The sequence below is a fragment of the Brachybacterium sp. SYSU DS0246 genome (genome assembly GCF_059391765.1).
Genome location: NZ_JBZXYT010000011.1, coordinates 18,243 through 36,189 on the forward strand (window position 1 = coordinate 18,243; position 17,947 = coordinate 36,189).

Consider the following 17,947-nt stretch of genomic DNA (forward strand, 5'->3'; position numbering starts at 1 on the left):
ACGGATGAGCCGGGTCACGCTGCAGGACGTCGCCGACCACGCGGGCGTCTCGATGAAGACGGTCTCCAATGTGGTGCGCGGGTATCAGCACGTCAGCGACCCCATGCGCACTCGGGTGCAGGCCTCGATCGATGCGCTGGGTTACCGCCCGAACGTCTCCGGGCGCAGCCTGGCCACGGGCCGGTCGAACATGCTGGCCTTCGCCTTCGCCGACCTGCGCCGGCCCTACTTCGCCGAGCTCGCCCACGTCATCTCCCGGGTCTGCGCGGCTCGTGGCTACCACCTGCTGTTCGAGGAGACCGGCGGCACGGCCGACGGCGAGCGCTCCGCAGTGCGCGGGCGTGAGGCCGGGGTGGTCGACGGCGTGATCATCCACCCCCAGGACCTCACCCCGGCCGAGCTCGACGAGCTGCGCGGGGACACTGCGGTCGTCTTCCTCGGCGAGGCCGAGCGCCCGCGTCATTCCGACCAGGTCGCCATCGACAACGTCCGCGCAGCGGCCGAGGCGGTTGCGCACCTGGTCGCCCTCGGCCGCCGCCGCATCGGCTTCCTCGGGCACGAGCCCGCTGCGCTGTCGCAGACCTCGCTGCTGCGCCTGCAGGGCTACCGCGACGGGCTGGAAGCGGCCGGCCTGGCCGCCGAGGACTCACTCCTGGTCCCCCGCGGGGTCGGGGACGCCCAGGGGGCTGAGGCGGCCTTCGGACGAGCGCTGGATACGGGCCTGGAGATCGATGCACTGCTGTGCCGCGACGATCTCGCCGCTCTCGGTGCCCTGCGGGCCATGCGCCTGCGCGGGCTCGAGGCCCCGAACGACATCGCCGTGATCGGGTGGGATGCGATCGGTCTGGCGGCGAGCCTGGCCCCCAGTCTCACGTCCGTGGCGCCGGACACCGTGGCCCTCGCCGAGAGCACGCTGGAGCTGCTGCTCGAGCGGATCGAAGGGCACGACGGGTCCGGCCGGCACCGCACGGTCGGCCACCGGCTGCTGGTCGGAGAGAGCGCCCCCTACCCGGACGGGTCGGTCGACGAGCCGAGCACGGACGACTGACAGCGGGCGAGCCTCAGGCCTCGCCGGGCTGGATGCTGCCGAGCAGCTCGATGATCACGGCGCGCAGCGAGGCGGGCAGGCCGACGGTCTCCAGCTCGGCGATCCGCTCCGCCACCGGCGCGTCCCGGGAGACGATCTCCCAGGCGCGCAGCTTCTCGGGGTTGCCGGCCTGGGCCTGCTCGAGCACCTCGCGCACCACGCGGCGGGCATCGAGGCCGATGCGCGGGGGCCCGGCCAGCTCCAGCACCGCACCGTCTGCTGCCTGCACCGGGAGATCGACGCTGAAGCGGCCCGGCGAGCGCTCTGCGACGTCCTGCCCGGTTACCGGTTCGCCCAGCACGGTGATCCGCCAGGTGCGCTGCTGCGGGACGACGCCCGCCTCGCCCTCGACCGGAGCGATCCGGAGGGTGGAGGTGGCGGCCTCCCAGCTCAGCCGGGTGCGGGCGACGTCGTGCTCGGCGCCTTCGCGGTCCTCGACGAGCTCGAAGGTCCCGTCGGCCGTGGGGTTCAGGAGCAGCTCGAGCGTGTCGGGGTTCTGGGTGACGTCGAGCTGGTCCTCGGCCGCGAGCGGGAGGATGCCGCCGGGGCGGAGCAGGGCGGGGATGGTCTCCAGTGGCCGGTGGAGGTCCGCGATCCGGTCCCCCGCGTAGGCGGCGGAGGTGAAGATGTCGATCCACTGGCCGGGCGGGAGCCAGGTGCGCGCGCTGCCGTGCAGGCTGGCCGGATCGCGGGGCGAGACGATCGGGGCGATGATCAGCTCCGAGCCGAAGGCGTAGGCGTTCGGGGCGCGGTAGGCCTCGTCGCGACGGGGGTGGAGGTGGTACAGCGGCCGCACCAGCGGGGTGCCGTCGGCCGCCCGGTGGTTCATGGAGTGCAGGTAGGGCACCAGGCGGTGCCGCAGTCGCAGGGCCTCGCCCATCGCGGCCCGGTGGCCGGCCGGGAAGGTCCACGGCTCCTTGCGGATGAAAGGGTTGTTGGCCGAGTGCAGGCGCATGATCGGCGAGAACACGCCGAACTGCACCCACCGCGTGGCCAGCTCGTCATCGCGGATGCCGCGGGTGTGGCCGCCGATGTCGTGGCTCCACCAGCCGTAGCCGATGTTCGCGGCGGTGGCGGTGAACTCGGGCTGGAAGGCCAGCGAGTCCCAGGAGACCACGGCGTCGCCCGAGAAGCCGACGGCGTAGCGATGGCTGCCGGGGCCGGCGTAGCGGGAGAAGGTCATCCCGGCGCCGCCGTCGCGGGCCGAGTCCAGCTGATGGAAGTGGTTCAGCAGCCACAGCGGGTCCACCCCGGGCAGGCGGCTGGTGCTGCCCTGCTGCCAGTCGATCCACCAGAAGTCCACGCCCTGCTCCTCGAGGGGGTGGTGGAGGTGTTCGAAGTAGGCGCGCAGGAAGTCGCGGTCGGTGGGATCGAAGGGGATGGTCTGCTCGGTCTCCGGATCGATCCCCAGCTCGCGGGCCATCTCGGGGTAGGCGTCCTCGAAGGCGCGCACGCCGTCGGCCGGATGCAGGTTCAGCGTGGTGCGCATGCCGCGCCGGTGCAGCTGCTCGAGGAAGCCCGCCGGGTCCGGGAACAGCGAGGGCTCCCAGGAGTAGCCGGTCCAGCCGCTGCCGAAGCGGGAGGGGACGGACTCGACCCGGTGCCAGTCCATGTCGATCACCGCGACCGAGAACGGGATCCGCTCCGTCTCGAAGCGGTCCATCAGCTCGAGGTAGCTCTCCGCGCTGTAGGGGTGGTAGCGGCTCCACCAGTTGCCCAGTGCCCAGCGCGGCAGCAGCGAGGGGCGCCCGGAGACGGCGTAGAACGCCGCCAGCGCGGCGTCGTAGTCGCGGCCGTAGGCGAAGATCGTGAGGTCACAGCGACCCGGGGCGCGGGTGCCGATCCATCCGTCGGCCTCGAACAGGAACGAGTCGCTGTCATCGAGCATGGTGATGCCGTCGCGGGCGAGGATGCCGGGCTCCAGCGGCATCCGCCCGTCGACGTCGTCGAGGGTTCGGCCGGTGCCGCCGAGGTCGCGCGGCTCCTGCCCGTAGGTCCACCGGTTCGCATCCGGGCCCAGGGTCTCCACGCTCAGCCCCGCCGCGGAGAAGCGCTGCCCGTCGTAGCGCAGCTGAGCACGGCCGGTGCTGATCTCGACCCCGGCGCCGCTGCGGACCACCGAGAACTCCGGCACCTCCAGGCGCCGGCGGATCGCGAACGTGGAGGCACGGTCCTCAAACCCGCCGTCCTCGCTCCACTCCACCCGGAACAGCCCGTCGGCCAGGACGCTGATCCGCCAGTTCTCCCCCGTGACCACGGCCTCGGGGTGGGCCACCGGGTCAGTGCCGGGAAAGGGACGGACGACGGGCAGGGACGCGGCATCGTGCCGGGAGGGGGTCATGCTGGCTCCTGGTAGGTCTGCGACGGGGAGGGCGGGCGACCGTGGCCGCGGCCCCGGGATATCGGGGGTCAGGACTTCACGGCGCCCTGGGTGATGCCGCTGATCACCCAGCGCTGGGCGATGAGGTACACGATGACCGTCGGCGCCATCGCCATCAAGTAGGACGCGAAGGCGACGTTGTAGTTGGTGCCGAAGTCGCTCTGGAAGATGTTCTGGACCACGGGCAGCGTCTGCAGGCGCGGGTTCGAGGTGATCAGCGAGGCCAGCATGAAGTCGTTCCAGGAGGCCAGGAAGGCGAAGATGCCGACGGTCGCGTTCATCGGGCCCAGCAGCGGCAGGATGATCCGCCAGAAGATCTGCCAGGTCGAGGCGCCGTCGATGCGGGCGCTCTCCTCGAGCTCGCCCGGGATCGAGCGCAGATAGGCCGAGTAGAGCAGCACGGAGAAGGAGAGCTGGAACATCGCGTGCAGGATCGCCACCCCGACGGGGTTGTCCAGACCCAGCTGAGCGGTGAGCTTGATCTGCGGCAGTGCCACCACCGGGAACGGCAGGAACATCGCGGCCAGCAGGTAGATGAACGACCAGCGGAAGAACCGCCGGTGCCAGTTGCGCACGATCGAGTAGGAGGCCAGCGAGCTCAGCAGCAGCGTCAGCGCCACCGTCAGCACGCACACGAGCACCGAGACGCCGAAGGCGACGGGGAAGTGCGTCAGCTTCCAGGCCTCGGCGAAGCTCCCCGGATTGACGGGGCTGGGCAGGGAGAGGGCGTTGCCGTCGGCCGACTGCGGGCTGGTCTTGAAGGCCATCGCCACCGTGACGTACAGCGGGATGATCACGGTCAGCGCGGCGAGCGCGAGCAGGATCGTCAGCGGCCAGTTCGCCCGGCCGCCCTGGTGGCGCAGGAGACCGGTGCGGCCGGGTCCGGAGGGCGTGCTGCCGGCCGGGGCGCCGGTCGGGGCGCCGGCGAGGGACGGAGCGGCCGGGCCGGTGCCGGTGGAGGCGGTGTCGAGAGTGCTCATGCGAGTCGGAGGTTCCTTCCTCGTACAACGACCAGCTGCACGACGGAGATGAGGACCGTGATCACGAAGAAGATCGTCGCGTTGGCCATCTGGTAGGCGTACTCACCGCCGGTGAAGCCGGAGAAGATGCTCATGGCCACGCTGCGGGTGGAGGTTCCCGGCCCGCCGCCGGTGAGGCCGACGATGACGTCGTAGGCGCCCAGGTAGCCCTTCACCCCGAGGATCGTGTTGATCAGCACGAAGCCGCTGATCAACGGCAGCGTGATCGCCCACAGCTGCTTCCAGGTGGAGGCGCCGTCCAGGGAGCTGGCCTCGTAGAGGTCATCCGGGATGGAGGTGAGCCCGGCGGTGTAGATCAGCAGGGCCCCGGGGACCGTCTGCCAGGCGGTGACGATCACGATCGAGAGCCACGCGAGGTCGGGGTTGCCCAGGATGCTCTCCTGGAGCGGCCCGATGCCGAGCGCGGTCGCCAGCGCCGGGACGGTGTTGGAGAACAGATAGTTGAACACGTAGGCCACGACGATGCCGGAGACCACCATCGGGATCACGAAGATCGTGCGCAGCCCGGCCGCGAACCGCACCCGCTTGGTCAGCGCGATCGCCAGCGCGAGGGCGATGGTCTGCGTGACCACCACGGTGACCAGCGCGAAGCCGAGCGTGAACGAGTAGGAGCTGAGGATGGAGGGATCGGAGAACAGGGCCTGGTAGTTCGCCAGCCCCAGCAGCTTCCACTCGCCGAAGCCGACGTAGTCGGTGAAGCTGTAGAAGATGCCCACGCTCGCCGGGACCACGACGAACCCGGTGAAGGCGAGCAGGGCGGGGACGAGGAACAGGTAGTGGATCAGATCGGTGCGCGGCCCGTGGCGGCGCGAGCCGCGGCCGGCACTGGTGCCGCGGGTGGCGCGGGTGGCGGACGTGGTGTCGGTGGTGGTCATGTTCGCTCCTGGATCGACGTGTGCCATGGCGCTCAGACCGTCGCGTCCCGGCCGGCCACGCGGCGCCAGTCGGCATCGAGCTGGCGCAGCATCGTGGTGAAGTCCCCACTGCGGATCGCCGCCTGGAGGTAGTTGCCCAGCGGGATCGAGGTGGGCACGAAGGTGCCGGCCCCCTGGTAGAACGCGGCCTCGTCGACGTAGGCCTGCAGGCCCTCCAGCCGCTCATCGGTCTGCGGCGGCGCGTCCTTCGTGGTCGAGTAGGCGAGGTTGTCGCGGTTGTAGGCGTCGATGATCTCGGGCTGCATGAGGAACTCGACGAGCTCGCGCGCGGTCTCGACGTCCTGCGCCTCCTCGGGGATCCACAGCCCCAGGTCGACATTCACGCGCGCCTGCCGGTCGGCCGGGTCGTTGGTCACCGGCAGCGCGAAGGTGCCGATGTCGAGCGTCTCGTCGATCAGCGCGATCTGGCCCAGTGCCCACGGCCCCTGGAGGTACATCGCCGCCTCGCCCTTGCCGAAGGCGAGGTTGCCGTCGGCGTAGGACCGGGTGGCGTGGTCGGGGTTGAAGAACGAGGAGATGGTCTTCGCGCGCTCCATGGGCACGGCGAAGTCCTTCTCGAAGGAGACCTCCGAGTCGGGGCCGACGTCCTCGCCGATCTCGGTCATCTTCGCGAAGAACTCCGCGGGATCGACGAGGCTGCCCACGGAGTAGTCGAACAGGCCCTGCCACAGGGTCCAGGTGTCGCGGTCGGTGGCGTAGATCGGGGTGATCTCGGCCTTCTGCAGCTCGGTGCACACGTCGACGAACTCGTCCCAGGTCTCCGGCACCGGCAGGTCGTGCTCGGCGAAGATCGTCTTGTTGTAGATGACACCGGCCGCGGCCAGGGAGTACGGCAGCACGCTGGTGCGGCCGGGGTAGTCGGCGTACTGGGTGGCGAGCACGCCGATGCTGTCGCGGATCCGAGCGGCCGACGGCAGATCCGAGAGGTCGCGCAGCACGCCGCGCTCGATGTACCGGGCGAGCTCGAGGTTGGTGTTGAAGCAGCCGACATCCGCCGGGTCCCCGCGCACGAACTGCGGGGCGATCGCCGTGGTGGAGTCGTGGACGACGGAGGTGCCCGGATGGGCGCTCTCGAACTGAGTCAGCAGGTCACCGAAGTACCCGATGACCTCCTGCTTCTGCATGAAGAAGCGCAGGCTGCCTCCGCTCGCGGCTCCACTGGAGCAGCCGGCCAGGGCGAGCGCGCCCACGCCGAGGCCTCCTGCGGCGCCGGCGAGGAATCCTCGCCGGGCCACCTGCTCTGGTCCACCACGTGTTCTCGTTCGCACTATCGAGCCTCCTCGGGCGCACCGTCACGCGTCGTCGTCGCGCGTGCTCGCGCCGACGTCGGGCAATCCTCCTCGGCCGCGGGCACCGGCCGGTCGAGGAGACCGGGCAGTGCGTCCGCGACCGCGGTTGCCACGCCCGGCCAAGTTTGCAGCGCTGTAAACCGGCTGTCAAACGTTCTTCCCACGTGAGCATGACGTGATGTGAGACACGCGACGCTGCCGACGGTGGCCGCCTCGCGCCCGGACACGCCGCGGGCGGACTTTCGCAACGGATCCGAGACCTTCGAGGCTTTTTATCACAGTGACCAGGAGTCTTGCGGGGCCGGCTGTGCGCGATCGGCCGCGCGGGGCCCCGAGAGGGGGTTGCGCCCGGTGGGGCGTGCGCCATCATGGCTCGGGAACCGCCCAGCCATCCCGGAGATGACGATGAGCCCCACGCCCGCCTCGCCCGACGCCTCCCCCGTCGGCGCCGCCCGCCCCCTGACCAGGTCGCAGCGCCTGGATCGCCTGCCCTTCACCCGCAAGCACGGGCGGATGCTGGGCGCCTCCGGCATCGGCTGGGCGCTGGATGCGATGGACGTCGGCCTCATCTCCTTCGTCATCGCCGCCCTCAGCGTCCACTGGGAGCTGAGCAAGGGGGACGGCTCGCTGATCGCCTCGGCGGGGTTCGCGGGCATGGCCATCGGGGCGAGCCTGGGCGGGCTGCTCGCCGACCGCCTCGGCCGGCGCAGCGTCTTCGCCCTCACCCTGCTCGTGTACGGGCTGGCCACGGGCGTCTCCGCCCTGGCGATGGGCGTCGGCGTGCTGATCCTGCTGCGCTTCGTGGTGGGTCTGGGACTGGGGGCCGAGCTGCCTGTCGCCTCGACCCTGATGAGCGAGTTCGCCCCGGCCCGCATCCGCGGACGCGTGGTCGTGTGGCTCGAGGCGTTCTGGGCCCTGGGGTGGATCCTGGCCGCGGTGATCGGGACGTTCGTGGCCGCCTCCGGGCCGACGGGCTGGCGCTGGGCGCTGGCCATCGGTCTGGTGCCGGCGCTGTACTCGGTGGTGGTGCGCCTGGGGATGCCGGAGTCGGTGCGCTTCCTGGAGAAGCAGGGCCGTCACGACGAGGCCGAGACCATCGTGCGCGGGTTCGAGGACTCGGCCGGACTCGCCGCCCCGGTGGCCGCCGAGCAGGAATCCTCCGGGTCCTCGCAGCAGGACTCTCCGGAGTCGCCCGCAGCGCCCGCCGCGCGGGTCACCACCGAACCGCCACCCGCCGACCCCCTCAGCTCCGAGACCGCCGGGGGGATCTGGTCGCCGCTGCTGCGCCGCCGTACCGCCGGGCTGTGGGCGGTGTGGTTCTGCATCAACCTCTCGTACTACGGGGCCTTCATCTGGATCCCCACGCTGCTGGTCGATCGCGGCTTCACCCTGACCCAGTCGTTCACCTTCACGCTGATCATCACCCTCGCCCAGCTGCCCGGCTACGCCGTCTCCGCGTGGCTGATCGAGGTGATCGGGCGCCGCTGGACACTGACGCTGTTCCTGGCCGGCTCCGCCCTCTCCGCCACCGCCTACGGCCTGGCGGACACCGAGGTGCTGATCATCGTGGCCGGCTGCTGCCTGAGCTTCTTCAACCTCGGAGCCTGGGGCGCGCTGTACGCGATCGGCCCGGAGCTCTACCCCACGGCCGTGCGGGGCACGGGCACCGGCGCGGCGGCCGGCTTCGGTCGCATCGCCTCGCTGCTGGCACCGTTCATGGTGCCGCTGCTGCTGGCCACCGGCGGGCAGGTGCTGGCCTTCGCCGTCTTCGCGGTGGCCTTCGCCCTGGCGGCGGGCGCCGCGTTCACCCTGCCCGAGCAGCGGGGGCGGGCGCTGGCGGAGTGACGGCCCGGCCTCGGGGCGCGTGACCTGGCGGACTGCGCCGAGGTTCGCGGGGCGGACTTCGTCGACCATGGCGACGGCCGACTACTGGCCTGACTTGATGCACGGTGATGTCGCTGGCGAGCTATCAACCCGTTGACCTGGAGGTTTGTGGGTCGAGGTGGGTGATTCGGGATACTAACGGGGTGGCGTTCGTGCGGAAGGTGAGGACCGGGTCCGGAGCGACTGCGGTGCAGGTCGTCCAGAAGCGGCACGGGAAGCTGGAGATCATCCAGCACCTCGGCTCCGGTCATAGTCCGGTCGAGGTCGCACTGCTGGTCCAGCGGGGCCGCGAGATCCTCCAGGGCGAGCAGGAAGCCCTCGAACTGGGCGTGGATTCCGGAGCGGATACCACGCTGGCCCGCCCCGCAGAGCAACAGCCCCAACTCATCCCGACTGCTGCACCACCAGCAGAGACGTCTGCTGCGGGAAGTCACGGTGGTGTTCGCGTCGTGGGAACCACCAGCGATGTGCTCTGGTCCACGTTGAGAGCTGCGTACTCGCGCCTGGGCTTCGGGGTCGTCGAGGACGAGGTGTTCGAGCAGGTCGTGCTGGCACGCTTGGTGGAGCCGACCTCGAAGCTCGATTCGATCCGTGTGCTCGAGGGGCTGGGTGTGGATCCACCGCATCACGCGACGATCTATCGCCACCTCCGCCAGGCCCAGGAACGCCGCTATCGCGACCAGATCGCCACGAAGTGCTTCGAACACACCGCCACCAGCGGCGACATCTCTCTGGTCCTCTACGACGTCACCACGCTCTACTTCGAGGCAGAGTACGAAGATCAGTTGCGCAAGGTCGGCTACTCCAAGGAGCGCCGGGTGGATCCGCAGATCGTGGTCGGGCTGCTGGTGGACCGCAACGGATTCCCGTTGGAGATCGGCTGCTTCGAGGGCAACCATGCGGAGACCCGCACGATCGTGCCGATCATCAAGCAGTTCCAGGCCCGTCACAACCTCGCCGACATGGTCGTTGTCGCTGATGCGGGGATGCTCTCCACCGCCAACCTGACCGCGCTGGACGAAGCGGGTCTGAGATTCATCGTCGGCTCGAGACAGGTCAAAGCCCCCGGTGACCTCGCCAATCACTTCCACTGGAACGGGGACGCCTTCGAGGATGGACAGCTGATCGACACCATCACGCCCCGCCACGGCAACGCCAAAACGGAGCAGAAGCGGCGCCGGCGGGAACCGGTCTGGAATGCCGAGGAGCATCCCGGGCATTGGCGCGCGGTCTGGGCCTTCTCGAAGAAGCGCGCTACCCGGGATGGGCACACGCTGACCGCGCAGGAGAACCGTGCCCGCGCGGTCATCGACGGGGACGCGGCGGTGAAGTCGACCCGGTTCGTCAAGACCACCGCCGCGGGCCGGGCCCTCGACGAGGGGTCCCTCGAACGAGCTCGTGGCCTGGTCGGGCTGAAGGGCTACGTCACCAACACCCCCGCCGATGTCATGCCGCCGGCTGAGGTGCTCTCGAGCTATCACGACCTCTGGCAGGTCGAGCAATCGTTCCGGATGAGCAAGAGCGACCTGCAGGCCAGGCCCATGTTCCATCGGCAACGCGACTCGATCGAAGCGCACCTGACCATTGTGTTCACTGCCCTGGCGATCGCGCGATTCATGCAGAACGCGACCGGGCTGAGCCTGAAACGGATCATCACCACGCTGCGCCCGATCCAGTCCGCGCTGCTGCAAGCCGGCGATCACACCCAACTGATCCCGCCCCAGATCCCCGAGGACGCCGCCACGATCATCGAGCAGATCACCGGGCAACCGGGACACTAAGCAAATGCATCAACTCAGGGGAGTGACGGCCCGGCCTCGGGGCGCGTGACCTGGCGGACTGCGCCGAGGTTCGCGGGGCGGACTTCGTCGACCATGGCGACGGCCGACTACTGGCGACATAGCGGGTGCCGTGGCGTATATGGCCACGGCACCCGCTCACACGCCAGTACCCGAGGACGCCGTCGCTCCGGTGATGGCGGCACGCTCCCGCCGCGGTGCCATCGCGACCGCGGACGCATCGGCCTTCCGGCACACGGGTACGACGGGCCTCACCCCGTAGCCTCGTGCCATGGCAAAAGTCTTCGACTCCATCGACGAGGGTCTCCGGGGCTGGATCGCCGAGCAGCCGATGTGGTTCGTCGCCACCGCCCCTCTCGGCGCCGAAGGGCACGTGAACGTCTCGCCCCGCGGCCATGATTCTTTCTCCGTGCTGGGCCCGCACCGCGTCGCCTGGGTCGACTACACCGGCAGCGGCGTCGAGACCATCGCGCACCTCCGCGAGAACGGGCGCGTGTGCCTGATGTTCCTCTCCTTCGAGGCACGGCCACGCATCGTGCGCCTGCACGGCAACGGCCGTGTCTTCGTCCCGGGAGACACGGAGTTCGACGAGGTCGTGGCACTCCACCCCGCGCATCCCAGCACGCGGGCCGTCATCACGGTCGACGTCACGCGGATCAGCGACTCATGCGGCTGGGGCGTGCCGGTCATGGAGATGAGCGGCGAGCGCGACCTGCTCCGGCTGCAGGCCGAGAAGAAGGGTGAGGACGGCATGGAGCGCTACCGCGCCGAGAAGAACATCCACAGTATCGACGGCCTACCCGGCCTGCCCGGCCCGCCCGGCCTGCCTCAGTGACGCCTCGACCTCGGCGCGCGTGACCTGGCGGACTGCGCCGAGGTTCGCGGGGCGGACGTCGTCGACCATGGGGCCGCCCGACTACTGGCGACATAGCGGGTGTCGTGGCGTATATGGCCACGGCACCCGCTCACACGCCAGTACCCGGTTGTCGGGTCAGGACTTGTCGAGCGACCCGTCGTAGGCGCAGATCGCGTCGACCTTCGCCGCCGAGGAGGAGTTGGGGTCGAACTCGAGGTCCAGCCACACCTTGACCAGTTCCTTGGCGAGCTCGAGGCCCACCACGCGCTCGCCCATGCACAGCACCTGCGCATCGTTGGAGAGCACGGAGCGCTGGACGGAGTAGAGGTCGTCCGCGGTCACGGCACGGATGCCGGGGACCTTGTTCGCGGAGATCGCCACGCCCAGGCCCGTGCCGCAGATCAGCAGCGCCCGGTCGGCCTCGCCGGCGGCGATCTTCTCCGCGGCCTCGATGGCGACGTTGGGGTAGTAGGTGCCGTCCTCCCGGCCGGTGACGCCGACGTCGATCACGGAGTCGACGCGGGAGTCGGATTCGAGCAGTTCCTTCAGTGCACTCTTGTGGCCGAATCCGGCGTTGTCGGATCCGGTGATGATCTTCCAGCCCATGGCTGCTCCTTCGGGTGATGGATGAGGATGGCTGACGGAGATGGTGTCGGTCTATGCAGTTGTCGGCGGGCCGGCGGGGCTGCGGCCCGGGACCAGCCCTGCCGGACCGTCGCCGGGCGACCGGACGGTCAGGCCGAGAGCAGTTCGCTGAGGCGGGTCACGATCCGTGCGAAGGAGATCGCGCCCGGGTCGGGCGTGCCCTTGGACTTCTCGCCGTGGGTGCGTGCTCGGCCCAGGTGGGCGACGAGATCCGCGGTGGATTCGGCGGCCGCTGTGGCGTTCTCGGCGGCGGCGGTGACCGCCTCGGCGGCGGGTCCGTCGGCCGACTCCAGGGTCTCACGGAACGGCACCGCCGCGTCGACCATGGTCTTGTCCCCGGGCTTGGCCCCGCCCAGGCGCTCGACCGCCTCGACGGCCTGGGCCAGGGCAGAGGGGATCTGCTCGTCGCTGACGGCCTCGTCGTCGCGGAAACCGCCGCCGACGCTGGTCAGCACCGCGCCCCAGAGGGCACCGGAGGTCCCGCCGGCCTCGGCGGACCAGGCGGCTCCGGCCTGGACCAGCACGGTGCGGGCGCCGGCACCGCGCTCGAGCGCGCGGGAGGCGGCGGCGTGGGCACCGCGCGCGCCGAGGACCATTCCCTGGCCGTGGTCACCGTCGCCGGCGATCGAGTCCAGCTGGCCCAGCTCCGGCTCCAGCTCCTCGAGCAGGCTCTGGAGGTCGGCGAGGATCTCGGTGATGCGGCGGGCGCTGTCACGCGAGGCGTCGGTGGCCTCGGGGATCGGGTCCTCGCCGGGGGTGTAGAGCTCGCCGCGCTCCTGGCCGGCCGGCCCTTCGACCGTGCCGCCGCGACGGAACGCCGGGGTGTCGGCGGGGGCGAGCCAGTGCTGCTCGAGCTCGTCGTCCAGCCGCATCACCGTGAGCGAGAGGCCCGCCATGTCGAGGCTGGTGACGTGCTCGCCGACCTCGGGACGCACGAGCGTGAGGCCCTTGTCCTGCAGCAGCGCCGAGACGTGCTTCCACACCACGAACATCTCTTCGTACTTCACGGTGCCCAGTCCGTTCAGGACCACGGCGGCCCGCTGCGAGTCGAGCTCGGGCGTCTCCTTCAGCACGCCCTCGACCAGCACCTCGGCGAGCTCGGCGGCGCTGGGCATCGGCTTCTCGTCGATCCCGGGCTCCCCGTGGATGCCCAGGCCGATGGCCATCTTGCCCTCGGGCACGTGGAAGAGGGCATCCTCGGCCCCGGGCAGCGTGCAGCCGTCGAAGGCCACACCCAGGGAGCGGGTGGCGTCGTTGGCCTTCCAGGCCAGGCGCTCGGCCTCGTCGAGGTCGGCCCCGGCCTGGATGGCGGCGCCGGCCACCTTGAACACGACCAGGTCACCGGCGATGCCGCGGCGGTCGCGGTGGTTGTCCTCGGAGTTGGAGGCGATGTCATCACTGACCTTGACGATGCGCACGTCGATGCCTTCGGCGCGCAGCTTCTCGGCGGCGACCCCGAAGTGGAGCACGTCGCCGGCGTAGTTGCCGAAGCCGAGGATCACGCCGCCGCCGTTGTCGGAGTTGCGGGCGACGGAGTAGACCTGGTCGGCCGACGGGGAGGAGAAGATGTTGCCGCACGGGGCGCCGTGGGCGAAGCCGGGACCCACCCAGCCGGCGAAGGCCGGGTAGTGACCGGATCCGCCGCCGACGACCAGCGCCGGGGCGCCCTCCGGAGTGGCCAGTGCGCGCACCACCCCGCCGTGCACCTGCAGCAGTTCGTCGGGGTGGGCGGCCACGAGGCCTTCCACGGCGTCGGCGGGGAACGACTTCGGGTCATCGAAGAGGTAAGTCATCGTCGAACTCTCTCTGCAGGGATATGAGGGGCGGGTACAGGGCCAGCCTGCCTGATGGGCGGTGCGCCGACCAGATGGGCCCGGGTCGTCGGCCGACCGCGGCCGACACGGCGCCCGTGCCGGGCGATCAGCCCGGGGGGACGGGCGGACCGTCGACGTCGGCCACTGCGTCGGTGCCGCCGAGCGGGACAGGACGGAACGCCTCGCACGCAAGATCCTATAGGAAAGTGTGTGCCGGGAGGCAACCAGGCTCCGTTCGACCCTTCAGACATCGGTGGGCCGGCTCTCAGCGGGCCGCCGCCGGCGTGGCGGCCTCGTCGGAGGACCGGTCCTCACCATGAAGGCTCGGCTGATGGACCTTGAGGAAGTAGGTCATCACGAAGGCGCAGGCGTACAGCAGCACGAACGCCCAGACCACGCCGACGTTCCCGCCCCACGGGCGGACCAGGGCGACCACGGCCGAGCCGAGGAACGTCGCCCCGCCGGCGGCCGTGGTGTACATGGCCATCGCCGCGCCGGTGTGCTTGGGGGCGATGGCGGGCATGATCGCCCCGAGCGGCACGAAGCCGGCCAGCAGGATGCCGAACACGGTGCCCGCGGCGACCGCGACGACGAAGCCCCAGTCGGAGCCGGCGGGGACCCAGTGCGGCACGTACCACCACAGCAGCAGGCCGATCGAGGAGCCGACGATGCCGAACCAGCGCACCGTCCTCGTCCAGCCCCAGCTGTCGCCGAGCGCACCGAAGGCTGCGTTGAACAGGATGTTGCCGGCGTAGACGACGCTGGTCATGACCAGCCACTGCGACATGCTCCAGCCCAGCCCGCCGTCGGCGATGGAGCCGGCGATGACGCTCGGCAGGATGATGAACATCCCGAACTCGGGGGCGGTGTTGATCAGGCGCGTCAGGAAGCCCATGGCGATGCGCTTGTTGGTGAAGGTCAGCCGCAGGCCGGAGAGGATCACGGAGCCTCTGCTCTCGCCCGCGGGGGCCAGGCGCATGCTGCCGTGGCGTTCGCGCACCCCGAACCAGGCGATGAGGAAGCCGATCGTGACGATCCCGGTGGAGGCGAGCATCGCCCAGTACTGCCCGAGGAACCCGCCGCCGAAGCCGTCGATCAGGAACACGGCGACCAGCGAGCCCAGGGTGGGCAGGCCGCCGGTGAACATGACGTAGAACCAGCCGACGGCCGCTCCGTTGCGCGCCTTGTTCACCACGGCGTTGATCCACACCAGGAACGCGAAGGCGAACAGCGGGAACCCGAACCCGCGCAGGAAGTAGGACAGCGCCACCAGCGGCACCGACTCCAGTTGCAGCGAGCCGAGGAAGGCCAGCTCGAACACGACCCACACCCCGAAGCCCAGCGCCATCACGCGGCGCGGGCCCCAGAGATCGGACAGGGCGCCGGCCAGGTAGGAGCCGACGAGCACGGCCAGGCTGTAGGCGGCGATGATCCGGGCGGCGAGGTCGATCTTCGCATCCCCGCCGCCGAAGGTCTCGGCGATGTGCGGGGAGACGATGTTGGACTCGACGCCGTTGCCGGTCATGAAGATCAGCACGCCGAGGAAGCCCCAGCGCAGTGGGTGCGGGATCCCGATCCGGTCCAGGAAGCCCTCGCGGACTCCCGCCTCGTCGTCGGCGCCGGCTGCGCCTGTCGCCATCGGTGCCGAACTCATACGGACACTCCTTCGTGTGCGGTGGTCGCTCTCGCGGCCGTCACTGCGGTGCCGGGCGTACCGCCCGGCGGTCGACGCGGCGACCCTAGGACGAGCACCGAACATCCGTCAAGCACAAATGTTCCGCCGCACCCTCCTCCTCACTCGGTGTAGGTGAACGGTGCAGTCATCTTGTCGACGTTCTCCTCGGTGATGAGGATGCAGTCCAGCGCCTGCTTCTCCTGCTCCGGCTCGGTGCCGTTGCGCAGCAGATCGTCGGCCATCTCGATGACCTGCTCGGCGAACTGCGCCACGGGCTGGAGCACGGTGTAGGCGAGCTCGCCGTTCTTGATCGCCTCCACGGCGTCCGGCGAGCCGTCGAAGCCGCCCACCACGATGTCCTCGAGGACTCCGGCCTCCTGGAAGGCCGCGATCGCGCCCAACGCCATCTCGTCGTTGCCGGAGATCAGGCCCTTGATATCGGGATTGGCCTGCAGCAGCGACTGCGCCTTGTCGTGCCCCAGGGTCCGGTCCCAGTCCGCGACCTCCTCGCCGACCTTCTCGAGGTCGGGATACTGGCTGATCGTGGTCGTGAAGCCGTTCGAGCGGGTCTGGGCGTTGTTGTCCGAGGGCAGGCCGAACAGCTCGACGTAAGTGCCCTCCCCCCCCATGCGGGTGACCCATTCCTGGGCGCCGAGCGCCGCACCCTGCGCGTTGTTCGAGACCAGCTGCGCCTTGGCGACGCCCTCCTCGTTGATCTCGGCGTTGATGAGGAAGACGGGGATGTCGGCCTGGACGACCTTCTTGATGGTGCCGATCGAGCCGTCCGCATCGGCCGGGTCCATGATCACCGCCACCGACTGGTTCGAGATGGCCGTGTCGACCAGCGTGTTCTCGGTGTTGGTGTCCCCCTTGTGGGCGCCGATGGTGCTGGTGTACCCGAGCTCCTCGGCCTTGGCCGCGGCGACGTCGCCCTCGGTCTTCCAGTACGGGTTGGAGGGGTCGTTGACGATGATCGTGATCAGGCCGCCGTCGGCCGATCCGCCGCCGCCGTCGCTGCCGCCGTCGGACGAACCGCCGCCGGATCCGGTCGAGCATGCCGCCAGGCCGGCCGCCGCGGCGCCGATGCCGAGTGCGGAGAGGAAATGCCTGCGTTCCATGATGTGTTCCTTTCGAGGGGATGCAGCCCGGCCGGGATGCATCGGGGCTCTTGCAGGGTTCTGGTCCCGGGTCTGTGAGGGCCCGGAGGGGGCAGTGCCGGCGGTCGGAGTGGTCAGTGCCGGCGGTCCGGTCCCGGGTCGCCACTGCCTGGCTCCTCGGCCCGGTCGGGGGCCGGCGTACCGGGCGAGGGGCCGCCGCCGGCTGCCGCGCCATCGACCGCCGCGCCGTCGGTCGCCGCGCCGTCTGCCGCCGCACCGCCTGCCGACGCACCGTCGGTCGTCCCGCCGTCGGCCGGCTTCGCCCCGGAGGCGGCGGGAGCGGGCACGGGCGTGCCGCCGGGCGGGGTCGTCGTCGGGGACTGCTTGGCCCTGCGCGGCCGCCCGTACTGCAGGGAGTTCAGCAGCACGGCGACGATGATCACGGCGCCGACGAACACCGTCTGCCAGTACTCGGAGACGCCGACGAGGACGAGCCCGTCGGAGAGGAACCCGATCACGAAGGCGCCCAGCAGGGTGCCGCGCACGGTGCCGCGACCCCCGGAGAGAGCGGCGCCGCCGATGACGACGCCCGCGATCGCGGTCAGCTCGTAGGTGTTGCCGGCGGTGGGGCTGGCACTGGTGAGGGTCGAAGCGAGGATCAGCCCGGCCACGGCGGAGCAGAGCCCGGAGATCACGTACACCCAGATCTTCACCGAGCGCACGGGCACGCCGGAGAGCTGGGAGGCGCGCTCGTTTCCGCCGGTGGCGTACAGCCAGCGCCCGAACGTGGTCCGGGCCAGCACCACGGCGAGGACCAGCGCGATCACCGCCATGATCAGGACGCCGGCGGGGATCCCGAGGATGCGGTTGAACCCGAGCCACTCGAAGCCGGAGTTGCCCAGGCCCTCGGTGCCGGAGAGGTCGTTGATGGTGCGGCCGTTGGTCATCAGCAGCGCGAATCCGCGCACCACGTAGAGCATGCCGAGGGTCGCCACGAACGGGGCGACGTGGAACCGTGCCACGAGCAGGCCGTTGACCAGGCCGATCACTCCGCCGAGGGCGACGGAGATCAGCACCGCCACGGGAACGCTGGGGTAGAGCGTCACCCCGAAGATGTCCAGCGGCACGCCGCGCAGCAGGAAGCCGGCGATCACGGCGGTGAACCCGAGGGTGGAGCCGACGGAGAGGTCGATGCCGCCGGTCAGCACCACCAGCAGCATCCCCAGCGACAGCAGCGCGAAGATTGCGACGTGGGAGGCCATGATCAGCAGGTTGTCGACGGTGAGGTAGTTCGGCGAGAGCAGCGAGAAGACGACGATGATCAGCGCGAGGGCCAGGAAGGCCCGCCCCTCGATGAGGAGCTTGGAGAGGTCGAGCTTCTTCGCACCCTCACCTGCAGTGGTGGAGGTCTCTGCGGTGGTGGTCGCTGCGGTGGAGGTCATCGTG

General features: G+C 70.3%; 13 protein-coding genes. 4 read left to right on the forward strand and 9 right to left on the reverse strand.

Annotation, left to right across the window (positions count from 1 at the left end):
* Window positions 1-4 precede the first annotated feature (4 nt).
* Window positions 5-1,048 (forward strand): LacI family DNA-binding transcriptional regulator, encoded by a 1,044-nt coding sequence (locus tag AC5020_RS07100; RefSeq protein WP_464987738.1) that lies wholly within the window; start codon window positions 5-7, stop codon window positions 1,046-1,048.
* 13 nt (window positions 1,049-1,061) lie between these two features.
* On the opposite strand, the gene AC5020_RS07105 is transcribed toward AC5020_RS07100, so the two are convergent.
* From AC5020_RS07105 to AC5020_RS07120, 4 genes are all read right to left on the reverse strand, one after another.
* A complete protein-coding gene (locus AC5020_RS07105; RefSeq protein WP_464987739.1) occupies window positions 1,062-3,428 on the reverse strand; it encodes a glycoside hydrolase family 31 protein in 2,367 nt (788 codons plus the stop codon).
* A gap of 68 nt (window positions 3,429-3,496) precedes the next feature.
* Window positions 3,497-4,447, reverse strand: coding sequence for a carbohydrate ABC transporter permease (locus AC5020_RS07110; RefSeq protein ID WP_464987740.1), 951 nt, complete (start codon window positions 4,445-4,447; stop codon window positions 3,497-3,499).
* Window positions 4,444-5,382: a carbohydrate ABC transporter permease gene (locus AC5020_RS07115; protein ID WP_464987741.1), complete on the reverse strand. Its 939-nt coding sequence runs from the start codon at window positions 5,380-5,382 to the stop codon at window positions 4,444-4,446. Before AC5020_RS07115 ends, AC5020_RS07110 begins: the two co-directional genes overlap by 4 nt.
* Window positions 5,383-5,414: 32 nt before the next feature.
* Window positions 5,415-6,632, reverse strand: a complete 1,218-nt coding sequence (locus tag AC5020_RS07120) for an ABC transporter substrate-binding protein (protein WP_377020229.1) — start codon at window positions 6,630-6,632, stop codon at window positions 5,415-5,417.
* A 504-nt stretch (window positions 6,633-7,136) separates the two neighbouring features.
* Between AC5020_RS07120 and AC5020_RS07125 the strand changes: the two genes are divergently transcribed.
* The 3 genes from AC5020_RS07125 (at window position 7,137) to AC5020_RS07135 (ending at window position 11,249) form a co-directional block, all read left to right on the forward strand.
* A complete protein-coding gene (locus AC5020_RS07125; protein WP_464987742.1) occupies window positions 7,137-8,576 on the forward strand; it encodes an MFS transporter in 1,440 nt (479 codons plus the stop codon).
* Window positions 8,577-8,758: 182 nt separating this feature from the next.
* The gene (locus AC5020_RS07130) at window positions 8,759-10,396 is read left to right on the forward strand and encodes an IS1634 family transposase (RefSeq protein ID WP_464987743.1); all 1,638 of its coding nucleotides are present in this window, start codon (window positions 8,759-8,761) and stop codon (window positions 10,394-10,396) included.
* Window positions 10,397-10,685: 289 nt separating this feature from the next.
* Window positions 10,686-11,249: a pyridoxamine 5'-phosphate oxidase family protein gene (locus tag AC5020_RS07135; RefSeq protein ID WP_464987744.1), complete on the forward strand. Its 564-nt coding sequence runs from the start codon at window positions 10,686-10,688 to the stop codon at window positions 11,247-11,249.
* Window positions 11,250-11,405: 156 nt separating this feature from the next.
* Here AC5020_RS07135 and AC5020_RS07140 read toward each other — a convergent pair whose 3' ends face one another.
* The 5 genes from AC5020_RS07140 to AC5020_RS07160 all read right to left on the reverse strand — a co-directional run bounded on the left by AC5020_RS07140 (window position 11,406) and on the right by AC5020_RS07160 (window position 17,943).
* Window positions 11,406-11,876: a ribose-5-phosphate isomerase gene (locus tag AC5020_RS07140; RefSeq protein WP_377020226.1), complete on the reverse strand. Its 471-nt coding sequence runs from the start codon at window positions 11,874-11,876 to the stop codon at window positions 11,406-11,408.
* Between the two features lie 128 nt (window positions 11,877-12,004).
* On the reverse strand, window positions 12,005-13,708 hold the full coding sequence (locus tag AC5020_RS07145) for a dihydroxyacetone kinase family protein (RefSeq protein WP_464987745.1): 1,704 nt from the start codon (window positions 13,706-13,708) through the stop codon (window positions 12,005-12,007).
* A gap of 286 nt (window positions 13,709-13,994) precedes the next feature.
* A complete protein-coding gene (locus AC5020_RS07150; RefSeq protein WP_464987746.1) occupies window positions 13,995-15,383 on the reverse strand; it encodes an RbtT/DalT/CsbX family MFS transporter in 1,389 nt (462 codons plus the stop codon).
* A 140-nt stretch (window positions 15,384-15,523) separates the two neighbouring features.
* Entirely contained in the window at window positions 15,524-16,522 is a 999-nt protein-coding gene (locus AC5020_RS07155) for a D-ribose ABC transporter substrate-binding protein (RefSeq protein ID WP_464987747.1), read from the reverse strand.
* Window positions 16,523-16,635: 113 nt separating this feature from the next.
* A complete protein-coding gene (locus AC5020_RS07160; RefSeq protein ID WP_464987748.1) occupies window positions 16,636-17,943 on the reverse strand; it encodes an ABC transporter permease in 1,308 nt (435 codons plus the stop codon).
* Window positions 17,944-17,947 lie beyond the last annotated feature (4 nt).

What these genes read in the sequence shown, in the direction of transcription:
- AC5020_RS07100 (WP_464987738.1), top strand. Translation starts at nt 5, where the DNA reads ATGAGCCGGGTCACGCTGCAGGACGTCGCCGACCACGCGGGCGTCTCG.
- AC5020_RS07105 (WP_464987739.1), bottom strand. Translation starts at nt 3,428, where the DNA reads ATGACCCCCTCCCGGCACGATGCCGCGTCCCTGCCCGTCGTCCGTCCC.
- AC5020_RS07110 (WP_464987740.1), bottom strand. Translation starts at nt 4,447, where the DNA reads ATGAGCACTCTCGACACCGCCTCCACCGGCACCGGCCCGGCCGCTCCG.
- AC5020_RS07115 (WP_464987741.1), bottom strand. Translation starts at nt 5,382, where the DNA reads ATGACCACCACCGACACCACGTCCGCCACCCGCGCCACCCGCGGCACC.
- AC5020_RS07125 (WP_464987742.1), top strand. Translation starts at nt 7,137, where the DNA reads ATGAGCCCCACGCCCGCCTCGCCCGACGCCTCCCCCGTCGGCGCCGCC.
- AC5020_RS07135 (WP_464987744.1), top strand. Translation starts at nt 10,686, where the DNA reads ATGGCAAAAGTCTTCGACTCCATCGACGAGGGTCTCCGGGGCTGGATC.
- AC5020_RS07140 (WP_377020226.1), bottom strand. Translation starts at nt 11,876, where the DNA reads ATGGGCTGGAAGATCATCACCGGATCCGACAACGCCGGATTCGGCCAC.
- AC5020_RS07145 (WP_464987745.1), bottom strand. Translation starts at nt 13,708, where the DNA reads ATGACTTACCTCTTCGATGACCCGAAGTCGTTCCCCGCCGACGCCGTG.
- AC5020_RS07150 (WP_464987746.1), bottom strand. Translation starts at nt 15,383, where the DNA reads ATGAGTTCGGCACCGATGGCGACAGGCGCAGCCGGCGCCGACGACGAG.
- AC5020_RS07155 (WP_464987747.1), bottom strand. Translation starts at nt 16,522, where the DNA reads ATGGAACGCAGGCATTTCCTCTCCGCACTCGGCATCGGCGCCGCGGCG.
- AC5020_RS07160 (WP_464987748.1), bottom strand. Translation starts at nt 17,943, where the DNA reads ATGACCTCCACCGCAGCGACCACCACCGCAGAGACCTCCACCACTGCA.